This window comes from Nocardia sp. NBC_01503 (assembly GCF_036327755.1).
Classification (GTDB): domain Bacteria; phylum Actinomycetota; class Actinomycetes; order Mycobacteriales; family Mycobacteriaceae; genus Nocardia.
The window spans coordinates 760,268-773,587 of the sequence record NZ_CP109596.1; the positions used below are offsets into that span (position 1 = coordinate 760,268).

Genomic DNA, 13,320 nt, shown 5'->3' on the forward strand with positions numbered 1-13,320 from the left:
TGGCAGTACCCGTATAAGCAGACTCCTGTTACCGGCTCGAGCGGCGGCGCAGGCTCGGTCACATGACACAGAGCCTGACCAAATCCCCACCGACGGTGGCGGCTCCGGCGGTCGCCGGGTCCAGTCGCCGCTCGCTCGCCATTCTCGCCGTGATTCTGCTCGGACAGTTCATGGCCGTCATCGACGCCTCCATTGTCAATGTCGCCATTCCGGCCATGCGGACCTCGTTGCACGCCAGCGGTTCCGGGCTGCAACTGATCGTCTCCGGATATGTGATCGCCTACGCCGTACTGCTGGTGACCGGCGCCCGGCTGGGTGATCGGTTCGGGCAGCGGACCATGTTCCTGACCGGGCTCGCTCTCTTCACCATCGCCTCGCTGGCGTGTGGGCTGGCGTGGAATACCCCGGTGCTCATTATCTTCCGATTCCTGCAGGGCATCGGATCGGCGGCCATGATTCCACAGGTCATGACCTTGATCCAGCGCGAATTCACCGGAAACACGCGGGCCCGGGCACTCTCGGCCTACGCGGCCGTCATCTCCGGCGGCATGGTGGTCGGGCAGATTCTCGGCGGACTCATCGTCAGCGCCGATCTGGCCGGAACCTCCTGGCGCGGAGTGTTTCTGGTGAATGTGCCGATCGGCCTGGTACTGCTGGCCGTCGCACCGGCGATCCTGCCGGTCACCGTCCGCACCGAACGCAAACTGGACCTGGCCGGACTCGCGGTGCTCACCCCGGCGGTGCTGCTGCTGGTGGTACCGCTGGTCCTCGGCCACGAGCAGGACTGGCCGGTGTGGACCTGGATCGCATTGGCCGCCGCCGCAGCGGGATTCGTGGGCTTCCTGCGGGTCGAGCGCTGGGTGCACAAGCGTGGCGGGGCACCGCTCTTCGCCGATCAGGTCCTGCGCGCACCCGGGCTGATACTCACCGCGGCAACACTTTTCACGGTGATGTGCACCTTCGGCGGCTGGCTGTTCGTCATGGCCATCCATCTGCAGAGCACGCTCGGCTACACCGCCCTGCACGCCGGACTGCTGTTCCTGCCCATGGGCATCACCTTCGCCCTGGCCAGCCTGAACTGGCAGCGCATCCCGGAACGGTTGCACGCCACCATGATTCCCGCGGGTCTGGTGCTGGCGGCCGTCACCATGGTGATCATGGGCCTGCTACTGCGTGACGGTGCGGACTTCGGACCGCTCGAACTGACCGTCTTCGGCATAATGGGTATCGGCTTCGGACTCTCGTTCAGCCCGCTCATGGCCCGCACCACCGGCAAGATTCCGCTCGCGCTGGCCGCCGATGCCAGCGGCATCCTGGTCACCAATGTGCAGTTGGGCACCGTGGTCGGTATCGCCAGCTTCGGCTCGGTCTTCCTGAGCCTGGCCGGGAGCACCACCGTCTCGGCCTCGCATGCGGTCGGCATCACGGCCATTGTGGAGGGGGTGACGGTGCTGGCGGCGTCGGTCCTGGCCGCCCGCGCCGCCCGGTGAGGACGGCCGCCGCGCGCTGAGCACGCGGTGACAGGGATTACCAGGCCTGATGCGTGAATAGCGGGGCACCCCGCGCGGGGTGCCCCGCTTCAGAATCTCCCTATGCACTGAATTGCATAGTACGTCGAGTCTCAGTTACCCTGGCCGCATGGCCCTCGAACACGCGCTGCTGGTATCGCTGACCGAACGCGCGAGTTCGGGGTACGACCTGGCGCGGCGCTTCGACAAATCCATCGGATTCTTCTGGAACGCCACCCACCAGCAGATCTACCGTGTGCTCAAGCGCATGGAGGAACAGGGTTGGGTCACCGCCGAGGCCGTCGCCCAGGAGGGCCGTCCCGACAAGAAGGTCTACACCGTCAGCGACGCCGGCCGCGCGGAACTCACCCGATGGATCGCCGAACCCGGCGATATGGGCCCGCTGCGCAATGAACTCGGCGTGAAACTGCGCGCCGCCTCGCTCGGCGATACTCAGACCATTGCCGCCGAATTCCAGCGGCACCGCGATCAGCACGCACATCGCCTGGACCTGTACCGCGCCTTCGAGAAGAAGGACTACCCCGCACCGGATCAGCTCTCCGGCCGCACCCTGCACCAGTACCTCGTCCTGCGCGGCGGCATCCGCGTGGAGGAGGGCTTCCTCGACTGGTGCGACGAAGTACTTGCCGCCCTGCATCAAGATCAACCCGCCAGCCCTGCCGACTCAGCCCGGTCGCAGGCGTCCGACCCGAAAGGCACTCGGCGATGAGCGCATACCCGCACCTATTCGAACCCCTGGACCTGGGATTCACCACACTGCGCAATCGCGTGGTCATGGGTTCCATGCACACCGGTCTCGAGGATCGGGCCTGGCATACCAATCGACTCGCGGCCTACTTCGCCGAGCGCGCCAAAGGTGGTGTCGGCCTTATCATCACGGGTGGCTACGCCCCCAACCGCACCGGCTGGCTGATGCCGTTCGGCGCGAAGCTGACCAATAAAACCGAGGCGTACCGGCATCGCGCCATCACCAAGGCGGTGCACGCCGAGGGCGGCAAGATCGCCCTGCAGATCCTGCACGCGGGCCGCTACTCCTATATGCCCGGCAGTGTTTCGGCCTCCTCGATCAAGGCCCCGATCAATCCGCTGCGCCCGCGCGCGCTCTCGGGCAAGGGCGTCGAACAGACCATCGACGACTACGCCCGCTGCGCCGCCCTGGCCAAGTTCGCCGGTTACGACGGCGTCGAAATCATGGGTGGTGAAGGGTATTTCATCAACCAGTTCCTCGCACCGCGCACCAATAAGCGTAAGGACAAGTGGGGCGGCACATCGGAGAACCGTCGCCGCATCGCGAGTGAGATCGTGCGCCGGGTCCGCAAGGCCGTGGGCCCGGACTTCATCATCGTATTCCGTTTGTCCATGGCCGATTTCGTGGAGAACGGCCAGACCTGGGACGAGATCGCCGCCGTCGCCAAGGATGTGGAGGCCGCCGGAGCCACCATTATCAATACCGATATCGGCTGGCATGAGGCCCGCGTCCCCACCATCGTGACCTCGGTGCCGCGCGCGGCGTTCGTGGAGTGGACCGCCAAGGTCAAAGACATTGTGAGCATTCCGGTCTGCGCCTCGAACCGCATCAATATGCCCGAGACCGCCGAGGAGATCCTCACTCGCGGCGACTCGCATCTGGTCTCCCTGGCCCGCCCGCTGCTCGCCGATCCCGAGTGGACGCGCAAGGCGCAGGAGGCCCGGGTCGACGAGATCAATACCTGTATCGCCTGCAACCAGGCCTGCCTGGACCACGCCTTCCAGATGAAAACCGTGTCCTGCCTGCTGAATCCGCGCGCCGGACACGAAACCGAACTGAAGCTGCTGCCCACCCGCCGCACCCGCAAGTTCGCGGTCGTGGGCGCGGGGCCCGCCGGACTCTCCGCCGCGGTGAGCCTGGCCCAGCGCGGACACCACGTCGATCTCTTCGAAGCCGATGACAAGATCGGCGGCCAGTTCGATATCGCGCGCCGCATCCCCGGTAAGGAAGAGTTCAGCGAGACCGTCCGCTACTTCACCCGCCAGCTCGAAATCACCGGCGTCCGTGTACATCTCAACACCCGCGCCACCGCCGATCAGCTGATCGCGGGCGGCTACGACGAGGCCGTTCTCGCCACCGGCGTGAAGCCGCGCATCCCGAACATTCCGGGTATCGACCACCCGAAGGTGCTCACCTACGCCGAGCTGGTCCGCGAGGGTAAGCCGGTCGGCAAGAAGGTCGCCGTCATCGGCGCGGGCGGTATCGGCTTCGATGTGAGCGAATTCCTCACCGTCGAAGGCCATCCCAGCCTCAAGCTCGACGAGTGGAAGGAAGAGTGGGGCGTCTCCGATGACCCGAACACCCGCGGCTTCCTCACCGCCCCCAAGCCCTCCCCCGCCGCCCGCGAGGTGGTGCTGTTGCAGCGCAAGGCCTCTTCGTTCGGCAAGGATCTGGGCAAGACCTCCGGCTGGGTGCACCGCGCCGCCGTCAAGGCCAAAGGCGTGGAGCAGATCGGCGGCGTCAACTACGAACGCATCGACGACAAGGGCCTGCACATCAGTTTCGGCGAGAAGCGTCAGCGCCCCACCATTATCGAATGCGATAACGTAATCCTCTGCGCCGGCCAGGAATCCGTCCGCGACCTGGAGGAACCCTTGAAGACCGCGGGCGTTCAGTGCCATCTCATCGGCGGAGCCGACCTGGCCTCCGAACTCGATGCCAAGCGCGCCATCAACCAGGGCACCCGCCTGGCGGCAGCCCTCTGATGCCGATCCTCACCCGCCTGGGTCTGCCCGGAAACGAGCAGGCGTGGGCGGCATTGGGTTTCACGGTCGACAACGGAACAATCCAGATCGGCCAGGTCACCTGCACCTTGGGCGAAGCGGCCTGGGGTTTCGATGAAACCCGCGCCACCCCAGAGCTTCTCGAGGTGCCGTACCTGACAGCCACCGACAACCCGACGACCTCCGGCGAACACCCGAACGGCGTGACGATTGTCGACCACGTCGTCTACTGGATGCCGAACCTGGACGAAGGCGCGGCCAATCTGACCGCGGTACTGGGCATTCCCCCACGCCGCCGCTTCTTCCCGCGCGGCCCCGATGGCCCCGAGATGGCCTTCTACCGCGTCGGCGACCCCTTCATCGAAGCGGTCGGCTCAGGCCGCCCGCCCAAACTCGCGGGCGTCGCCTTCCTAACCCCCGACCTCGATGCGGCCGTCACCGCCATCCGCGCCGCAGGCGGCCCCATAGGCGACCCCCGCCCCGCAGTCCAGGGCGGCCGCATCGCCCCCGTCTGGCAGGGCCACCTCAACTGGGGCATAGCCCTCATGGAACCCAAGCCGCGAGCCTGACCCGCGAGTGTGCACTCAGGGCGGTGTTTTCGGGTTCTTCCCGCCGTAGCTGCACACTCGTGCGGATTGGTCGCACACTCGTGGGTGCGAGTGGGGTGAGAGTGGGTAGGCTTCGCGATCGTGAGCTTGCCTGCGCCTACCGCTGATAATCGTGCCGTTGTGACCGGGTCCTCTTCGGGGATCGGGGTCGCGCTCGCTGAGGAGCTCGCCTCGCGCGGGTATTCGCTGATCCTGGTCGCCCGCCGCGAGGATCTGCTCAACGAGTTGGCCAAGAAGCTGACCGATCGATACGGGATCACCGCCGAGGTACGGGCGGTCGATCTCTCGAACCGGGAGCAGCGCGCACCGCTGGCCAAGGAGTTGGCGGAGCGCGATATCGCGATCCTGTGCAACAACGCCGGTGTCGCCACCTTCGGGTCGCTGGCCAAGCTGGACCTGGATTATGAGCGGGACATCATGGAGCTCAATGCCGTCGCGGTGCACGATCTGTCGCTCGCGGTGCTGCCGAACATGGTCGAGCGCGGCAGCGGCGGCATCCTCGTCACCGGATCCGCGGCGGGCAATATGCCGATTCCGAACAATGCCACCTACGCCGCCTCCAAGGCGTTCACCAATACCTGGGCCGAATCGCTGCGCGGGGAGATGAAGGAGCACGGCGTACACGTCACGCTGCTGGCCCCCGGCCCGGTGCGCACCGACAATCCGGATCAGGAAGAGGTCGGCAACAAGATTCCGGAGTTCATCTGGGTCACCGCCGCGCATACCGCCAAGATCACCATCGATGCCCTGGCCCGCAATAAGATGCGCGTGGTTCCGGGCCTGATCAGCAAGGGTATGAGCCTGGCCGGGCAGTTCGGGCCGCGCTCGATCACCTCACTGGTCGCGGGGGCGGCGTACAAGAAGCTCGGTAGCTGACCGCAATCCGTCAAGATCAAGCGTCCACTCGTAAAGGGCGCGTAGCCGGGATGGCCCGGCTACGCGATCCGGCGTAGTCCTGAACTCGGCCCCGCATACGGAATAGCGGGGACGGACAACGGAGACATCGTGACGCTGCTCGACATCTTCCCGTCGCTGCGGTCCGGGGGCATGATTCCGCGCCTGGACCCCTCGGTCTGGCCCCGGGAGACCCACTACGACGCCGACGGCCGCATTACCGTCGGCGGAGTCGCGCTGGCCGATATCGCCGACCACTACGGCACCCCCACCTACGTCCTCGACGAGAGCGAGGTGCGCTCGCGCTGTCAGGCGTACCGGCGGCACTTCCCGGACGCCGAGGTCATCTACGCGAGCAAGGCGCTGCTCACCCGTGCGGTCGCCGAATGGGTGAGCGAGGAGGGGCTCACCCTCGATGTTTGCTCGGCCGGTGAACTCGCCGTCGCCCTGTCCTCCCGGGTGGACCCGCAGCGAATCATGCTGCACGGCAATGGAAAACCCTTCGCCGAACTGGAGACGGCGATCAACTGCGGCATCGGCCGGGTGGTCATCGACTCGCTGACCGAGATCACCCTGCTGTCCGCGCTGGCGAGCAAACCGCAGCGGGTTCTGCTGCGCGTCTGCCCCGATGTCGACGTACCCGCGCATCCGGCGGTGCGCACCGGTGTCGCGGATCAGAAGTTCGGCTTCACCATCGGCAGTCACGCACTCGATGAGGCCGTGGAACGCATTGTGCGCCAACCCAATCTGGAGTTCGTCGGCCTGCACTGCCATATCGGATCCCAGATCTGCGACACGTTCCCCTATGGTGAGGCCGTGCGCCGCATGATCGGCGAAATGGCGAGAATCCGTGACGATTACGGTGTCACCCTCACCACCCTGGACCTCGGCGGCGGGCATGCGGTCGCCTACCGCCCCGGCGATGCCGAGATGAATCTGCCCGAACTCGCCGACATCATCGAGGACTCCCTCGACGCCGCCTGCGCGCGATATGCCTTCCCGCGCCCGGTGATAGCGCTCGAACCGGGCCGGGCCGTGGTGGCCCGCGCGGGCGTCACCCTCTACCGCGTGCTGTCCATCAAACATGTCGAGGGCGGCCACACCTACGTGACCGTGGACGGCGGTATGAGCGACAATCCGCGCGTCACCCGCTACGGCGCCCGCTACGACGTCGTGGTCGCCAACCGCCACCCCACCGGCGAACATATGACCGCCAATATCGCGGGCCGCTACTGCGAAGCCGGTGACATCCTCGCCACCGACGTCCGCCTCCCCGCCGACCTACGCCCCGGCGAGGTCCTCGCCATGCCCTGCACCGGGGCCTACCACCACAGCCTCTCCTCGTCCTACAACGGCGTCGGCCGCCCGCCCATCATCGCCGTCCGCGACGGCAGCACCCGGGAACTGGTGCGCCGCGAGACGATTCAGGATCTGCTGAGCCGCGATATCGGCCGTTGACAGCGCTAGCGCTTACGCGTGCCGAAGATACTGCGGCCGATCTCACGACCGGCCACGGTCGCGGCCGAGCGCAGGAAATTCTTGAAGGCGGTGTTGTTGACGATCTTCTCGGCCATGGATTCGTCCACCGGTTGCGCCTTGGCCCGGCCGCGCGAGGGAGCCGGTTCGGGGGCGTCCTCGGCCGCCTTGGCCAGCTTCTCGGCCAGGATCTCGTAGGCGGAGTCGCGGTCGATGGTCTGGCCGTATTTGCTGTACAGCGTGGATTGTTGTGCGCGAGAACGGATTCCGTCGTCGCCGATGGTGTCCATGAGTGAGCGCGGCGGCTGCATTCGCGCCCAGGCGACCGGGGTCGGCGCGCCCTTCTCCGACAGCACGGTGACCACCGCCTCACCGATGCCCAGTGAGGTCAACGCCTTTTCGAGATCGTAGGTGGTGGTCTTGGGATACGTGCGTACCGTCTTCGTCAGCGCCGCTTGATCTTCCGGCGTGAAGGCACGCAAAGCATGCTGCACTCGCGCACCCAATTGGGAGAGAACGGCATTGGGGATATCGGTGGGCAACTGGGTGCAGAAGAACACGCCGACGCCCTTGGAGCGAATGAGCTTCACGGTCTGCTCCACCTGCTGCAGGAACGCCTTCGACGCCCCGGTGAACAGCAGATGCGCCTCATCGAAGATGAAGACCAGCTTGGGCTTATCCATATCGCCGATTTCGGGCAGCGTCTGGAACAGGTCCGCCAGCACCCACATCAGGAAGGTGGAGAACATCTGCGGGCGCGATGCCTGCGCGCCCAACTCGAACAGGGTGATCACCCCCAGCCCACCGGCCATGCGCATGAGGTCGGCCGGATCCATCTCCGGCTCACCGAAGAAGGTGTCACCGCCCTCGGCCTCGAGGTTGATCAGGGCGCGCAGGATCACTCCGGCGGTGGTCGCCGAAACCCCGCCGATCCCCTTCAACTCCTCCTTGCCCTCCGGGCTGGTGAGGAATTGGATGACCGCCCGCAGATCCTTCAGATCCAACAGCGCGAAGCCGTTCTGATCCGACCAGTGGAAGATCAGCCCGAGCGTGGACTCCTGAGTCTCGTTGAGCCCCAGCACCTTCGACAGCAAGATCGGCCCGAACGAGGTGATGGTGGCGCGAATCGGCACCCCGATGCCCTCGGTGCCGAGCGAGACGAATTCGACCGGGAAGCCGCGCGGCTGCCAATCCGGGCAACCGGTCTCCTGGGCGCGGGTCAGCAGCTTGTCATTGGACTCACCGGGCTGAGCCAGGCCGGAGAGGTCGCCCTTGATATCGGCCACCACCACCGGCACGCCCGCCGCCGACAACTGCTCGGCGATGCCCTGCACGGTCTTGGTCTTACCGGTACCGGTCGCACCCGCGATGAGCCCGTGCCGGTTCATCGTCTTCATCGGAATGCGCACGCGCGCATCGGGATGCACCTTCCCGTCCACCATGACGGTACCGAGCTCGAGCGCCAATCCCTCGAAGGCATATCCTGCCGTGATCTGTTGCGCCGCAACCTCATCCGGCGAGGCAGCTCCGCTTGCCGTCGAATCCGATTTGCTCGCAGCGGCTTTCGCGTCAGCACCGGTCTTCGCGGCGGCGCCGGGTGCGGCAGCATCCTTCGCCTGCGCCGCGGCGGCCTTATCCGCGGCCTCCTGCTCCGCCGCTTCCTGCTCGGCCGCCTCCGCCGCCGCTACCGCCTCTGCCGCGATCCGCGCGGCCTCCTCCGCGGCCTTGCGTGCCGCCGCTGCCTTCTCCTGCGGGGTGGTCATCGCGCTTCCTCCGTCTGCTCTGCCAACTGCGACTGCTCCGGGAACTGTCCTGCCAACAAGCCGACCGCTCTGTACGCACGCGGATCTGCTGCAACGATACTGCCCGGTCGGAACGCAAAGCGGGCCCGACGCGGCCGGGCGTAAAGGCCGATAACGACCAAACGTCTACTCTGACCACGGTGACCGATAAGTACGTGGTGTGGATGGATTGCGAGATGACCGGCCTACGCCTGGACAGCGACAAGCTGATCGAGGTGGCCGCACTCGTGACGGACAGTGATCTCAATATCCTCGGCGACGGTGTGGATATCGTCATTCACGCCGATGACGAGGCGTTGGCCGCCATGCCCAAGGTGGTCACCGAGATGCACGCGCGCTCCGGACTCACCGAAGAGGTGCGCCGCTCCACCGTCACCATGGCCGAGGCCGAAGAGCAGATTCTGGAGTACATCAAGCAGTACGTGCCGACCCCGCGCACGGTTCCGCTGGCCGGTAACTCCATTGCCACCGATCGCGGTTTCATCGCCCGCGATATGCCCACCCTCGACGCGCACCTGCACTACCGCATGATCGATGTCAGCTCCATCAAGGAGCTGGCCCGTCGCTGGTACCCGCGCATCTACTTCGGCCAGCCGGAGAAGGGCCTGGCGCATCGCGCGCTCGCCGATATCAAGGAGTCCATCCGCGAACTCCAGTACTACCGCCGCACCGCCTTCGTCGCCGCCCCCGGCCCGTCCACCGCGGAGATTGCCGCCGTCGCGGCCGAACTGAGCGAAAAACCGACCGGAAATACCGCGTAACCAGCCGATTAGGTACTCAGCGGCGGATCGCGATACGATCTACCGCGCCGGAAACACACCGGCAATGGTGACCGTAGTTCAGTTGGTAGAGCACCAGGTTGTGATCCTGGCTGTCGCGGGTTCGAGTCCCGTCGGTCACCCCTAGCAGGTCAGGCCCGAGGTTTCATACCTCGGGCCTGACCTGTATCTGAGCACGACCCGGGGGACTCATCTTGCTGTTTTCGCGTCGTCGATTCCTGATCGCGTCCGCGGCGGGCGCCGCCGCGAGCACACTGCCCATACCGTTCACACCGGGCATCGCACCCGCACGAGCCCAGGCGCCGACGGTCGTGGTCGCCACCGATCCCGCGTACGCCACGCTCACCCAGCGCGGCTACAACCGCCGCTTCACCGCGCGCCCGCAGCGGATTCATGTGCCGACCAGCACCGAGGAGATTCGGCTCGCCGTCGAGGCGGCGGTCCGCGACGGACTGCGTATCGCGGTGCGATCGGGCGGGCACGGGTTCGAGAACTTCGTCGACAACGACCGCACCCAGGCCATCATCGATCTGAATCGGATGGGCGCGGTGTACTGGGATGAGACCCAGGGCGCGTTCTCCGTCGATGCCGGAACCCTGCTGGGCACGGTGTACGAGCGGCTCGACGGCTTCGGCGTCACCGTTCCGGCCGGAATCTGCAAGGGCGTCGGCGCGGGCGGACATATCGCCGGCGGCGGATACGGTCCGCTCTCACGGCAACTCGGGCTCATGGCCGACCACCTGTACGGCGTCGAGGTCATCACCGTCGGCAAGGACGGCACCGCCACCACCGTGCTGGCCACCCGGGACGGTCCGAATGCCGATCTGCTGTGGGCGCATACCGGCGGTGGCGGCGGCAATTTCGGTGTGGTGAGCCGATATCTGCTGCGCTCACCCGGCTCCGATGGCGGCGACCCGGCACTCGCACTGCCGAAATCGCCGGGCAGCATGCTCAATACGCGGCTCATCCTGCCGCTGTTGGACGAGGAGTCGTTCGTGCGCCTGCTCGGGAACTATCTGGCCTTCTTCGAGCGGCACAGCGCACCGGGCGATCCGTTCACCGCCCTGTACGCGCCGCTGATGATCAAACCGGGGATCGTCGACTCCGAGATACTGGTGCTGCTCAATGCGGACGGACCGGACGCACCGGCCAGGTTCGACGAGTTCGTGGCGGCGATCACGGCGGGCGTCGGCGCGGCCCTGATCCAATCGCCGTTGCAGCGGACCGGTTACGCCGACACCGTCGCGAATGTCTACTACGCGGCCGGTATGCCCGGTTTCCGGGTGAAAGCCAAGTCCGCCTACCTGCGCAAGGCGTACTCCACCGAGCAATTGCGAATCCTCTACCGCTACTTCGCCGATATCCGGTTCCTCGGCGAATCCCAGCTGGAATTCATGCCTTTCGGCGGGGCGGTGAACGCGGTGGCGGCCGATGCCACGGCGGCGCCCGCGCGGGACTCGTTCATGAAGATGCTGATCCACGCCGCCTGGCGACTGCCCGGTGATGACGAACGATTCGTGGGGTGGGCGCGGGAGACCTTCGGTGAGCTGTACGCCGAGACCGGTGGTGTACCGGTGCCGAATGCCGCCAATGGCGGGAGCTATATCAACTATCCCGATCCCGATCTCGCTGATGCGCGGTGGAACACCTCGGGCGCGCCTTGGCATGAGCTCTACTACGGCGCGAACTATGACCGGCTGTGCGCGATCAAGGCGCGGTGGGATCCGAACAATGTGTTCCAGCACGGTCTTTCGATCGGGCAGTGACTCAGGTCAGTGCCAGCACCCGGCAGGGGCCGCCGGTGCCGCCCTCGTGCTTGGGTGCTCCGACGATCAGGCGCGCACCGGTCGGCGGCAGTCGGTCCAGATTCGCCAGCATCTCGACCCCGTAGCGGCCCGCGCCGAGAAAGGCGGTGTGCGCACCGTAATCCCGGCTCGCCGACCGATCCAGGCTGAGGGTGTCCACCCCCGCGCCGACGATATCCCGCTGTGCCACAAGGAATTCGGCGGCGGCCGGAGCGAAACCCGGTGCGTGCGTTCGCCCCTCGGCATCCAGATTCAGAAACGAGCCGGGCGTGGCCAGTCGCCGCTCCCAGCCCGAGTACATGGCGATGAAGGCGCGCGCCGGAATCCTCCCGTGCGCGGCCTCCCATTCGTCGATATCCGAAACCGTCAGCGTCGCATCGGCATCGGCGGCGGCCCGGGCCGAGATATCGATTACGACCAGCGGTGCGACCAGATCGGCCGCGGCAATCCGATCGACGGACGCGCCATGGCGATCCCGGTGCAGAGGCGCGTCGATATGCGTCCCCGAATGCTCCCAGAACGCCAGCGCGTGCTGCCCGAACCCGCCATTGTCATGCCAGGCCACCGGCACCATCGCGAATGGCGGATTGCCCGGCCACACCGGCAGCCCCGGCGACAGGGTATGTGTGAGGTCCACCACCGAACCACCCGGAACCTCTTGCGCCACAGCGATTCCCGAACCGGCCGCGACGGCGGTGAACGCACCCGCCGCCGCACCCAGCCAGGCCCGCCGACTCATCCGGGGCGCGACGGCCGCCTCCTGATGAGCGACCTGAACAATCCGCGGCGAACACATCGGCCGGCAACTCCCCCACGACTCGGATCGGACCGCCGCATCCTATGTCCGAGCACGTACCTCCCGTCATCCCGGCATGTTTTTGGCCGGGATCACCGCCACGGTGGTTCCCGGCCAAAAGCGCAGTCTCGTAACCGCCGGTCGTTGATCACCGGATCCGGAATGGAATCGGGATCGGGCAGCCCACCCCACCGCACGACCCCGATTCCATGGCAATCGGACTCCGGCTGTGTCGCTTCGTCGGCCATACGCTATGCGAAAATGCGGCATGACCATCAAGATCGATGCGCTCGATGCCGCGCTGCTGAAGGAATTGGCGGCGGACCCGCGGGCGCCGATTCTGGAGCTGGCGCAGCGATTGCGGATCGCGCGCAACACCGTGCAGGCGCGAATGAAGCGGCTGGAATCATCGGGTGCGGTGCGGGGGTATCCACCGGCGATCGATCTGCAGGCGATCGGGTTCGCCGTACACGCGTTCCTGGGCGTCGAACTGGACCAGAACAAGATCGACGGAATTGTCGAGGCGCTGCGCGACTTCCCCAATGTGCTCGAGGTGCACGCCACCACCGGACGCTCGGATCTGCTGGTGCGGATCGCGGCGCAATCACAGCAGGATCTGCTCGGCATCATCCAACGGGTGCACGCCATCCACGGCGTCCGGCATACCGAAACCATGCTGGCCCTGGCCACCCCGATCGAGTACCGCTCACTCCCCTTGGTCGAGCATCTGACCGACCCGGCCTGATGTGACCCGGGTCTCGCATTCCTCGAGCAGAATGCCGCACCGCCCGGAGTGCTACAGATCACTTTTGAGCAGTCTGATCAACTTTTCACCCATCTGTTGACACAGATCACCCCTCGACGGCAGATTTCGCTACAC

11 protein-coding genes and 1 tRNA gene are annotated in these 13,320 nt (G+C 66.2%); 10 read left to right on the forward strand and 2 right to left on the reverse strand.

Going from position 1 to position 13,320, the window contains the following annotated elements:
• The first annotated feature begins 62 nt into the window (after window positions 1–62).
• The 6 genes from OHB26_RS03505 (at window position 63) to lysA (ending at window position 7,240) form a co-directional block, all read left to right on the forward strand.
• Window positions 63–1,490 carry an MFS transporter gene (locus tag OHB26_RS03505; RefSeq protein ID WP_330182791.1) on the forward strand — a complete coding sequence of 476 codons (1,428 nt, stop codon included), beginning with the start codon at window positions 63–65 and terminating at the stop codon, window positions 1,488–1,490.
• 148 nt (window positions 1,491–1,638) lie between these two features.
• Window positions 1,639–2,238 carry a PadR family transcriptional regulator gene (locus tag OHB26_RS03510; protein WP_330182792.1) on the forward strand — a complete coding sequence of 200 codons (600 nt, stop codon included), beginning with the start codon at window positions 1,639–1,641 and terminating at the stop codon, window positions 2,236–2,238.
• On the forward strand, window positions 2,235–4,262 hold the full coding sequence (locus OHB26_RS03515; RefSeq protein WP_330182793.1) for an NADPH-dependent 2,4-dienoyl-CoA reductase: 2,028 nt from the start codon (window positions 2,235–2,237) through the stop codon (window positions 4,260–4,262). The genes OHB26_RS03510 and OHB26_RS03515 overlap by 4 nt, the downstream gene beginning before the upstream one ends.
• Entirely contained in the window at window positions 4,262–4,849 is a 588-nt protein-coding gene (locus OHB26_RS03520) for a VOC family protein (RefSeq protein WP_330182794.1), read from the forward strand. Before OHB26_RS03515 ends, OHB26_RS03520 begins: the two co-directional genes overlap by 1 nt.
• 120 nt (window positions 4,850–4,969) lie before the next feature.
• Window positions 4,970–5,764, forward strand: coding sequence for a mycolate reductase (gene cmrA / locus OHB26_RS03525; protein WP_330182795.1), 795 nt, complete (start codon window positions 4,970–4,972; stop codon window positions 5,762–5,764).
• 129 nt (window positions 5,765–5,893) lie between these two features.
• Window positions 5,894–7,240, forward strand: a complete 1,347-nt coding sequence (lysA, locus tag OHB26_RS03530; RefSeq protein ID WP_330182796.1) for a diaminopimelate decarboxylase — start codon at window positions 5,894–5,896, stop codon at window positions 7,238–7,240.
• 5 nt (window positions 7,241–7,245) lie between these two features.
• On the opposite strand, the gene OHB26_RS03535 is transcribed toward lysA, so the two are convergent.
• Entirely contained in the window at window positions 7,246–9,021 is a 1,776-nt protein-coding gene (locus OHB26_RS03535; RefSeq protein WP_330182797.1) for a helicase HerA-like domain-containing protein, read from the reverse strand.
• 179 nt (window positions 9,022–9,200) lie between these two features.
• Here OHB26_RS03535 and orn point away from each other — a divergent pair, with 179 nt between their 5' ends.
• The 3 genes from orn (at window position 9,201) to OHB26_RS03550 (ending at window position 11,605) form a co-directional block, all read left to right on the forward strand.
• Window positions 9,201–9,821 (forward strand): oligoribonuclease, encoded by a 621-nt coding sequence (gene orn / locus OHB26_RS03540; RefSeq protein WP_330182798.1) that lies wholly within the window; start codon window positions 9,201–9,203, stop codon window positions 9,819–9,821.
• A 67-nt stretch (window positions 9,822–9,888) separates the two neighbouring features.
• Window positions 9,889–9,961: transfer RNA gene (locus tag OHB26_RS03545), tRNA-His, on the forward strand.
• Window positions 9,962–10,033: 72 nt separating this feature from the next.
• Window positions 10,034–11,605, forward strand: coding sequence for an FAD-binding oxidoreductase (locus OHB26_RS03550; RefSeq protein WP_330182799.1), 1,572 nt, complete (start codon window positions 10,034–10,036; stop codon window positions 11,603–11,605).
• A gap of 1 nt (window position 11,606) precedes the next feature.
• On the opposite strand, the gene OHB26_RS03555 is transcribed toward OHB26_RS03550, so the two are convergent.
• Complete coding sequence (locus tag OHB26_RS03555; RefSeq protein ID WP_330182800.1) at window positions 11,607–12,440, reverse strand: cyclase family protein; 834 nt, start codon at window positions 12,438–12,440, stop codon at window positions 11,607–11,609.
• A 268-nt stretch (window positions 12,441–12,708) separates the two neighbouring features.
• Here OHB26_RS03555 and OHB26_RS03560 point away from each other — a divergent pair, with 268 nt between their 5' ends.
• Window positions 12,709–13,185, forward strand: coding sequence for an Lrp/AsnC family transcriptional regulator (locus tag OHB26_RS03560; RefSeq protein ID WP_330182801.1), 477 nt, complete (start codon window positions 12,709–12,711; stop codon window positions 13,183–13,185).
• Window positions 13,186–13,320: the final 135 nt, after the last annotated feature.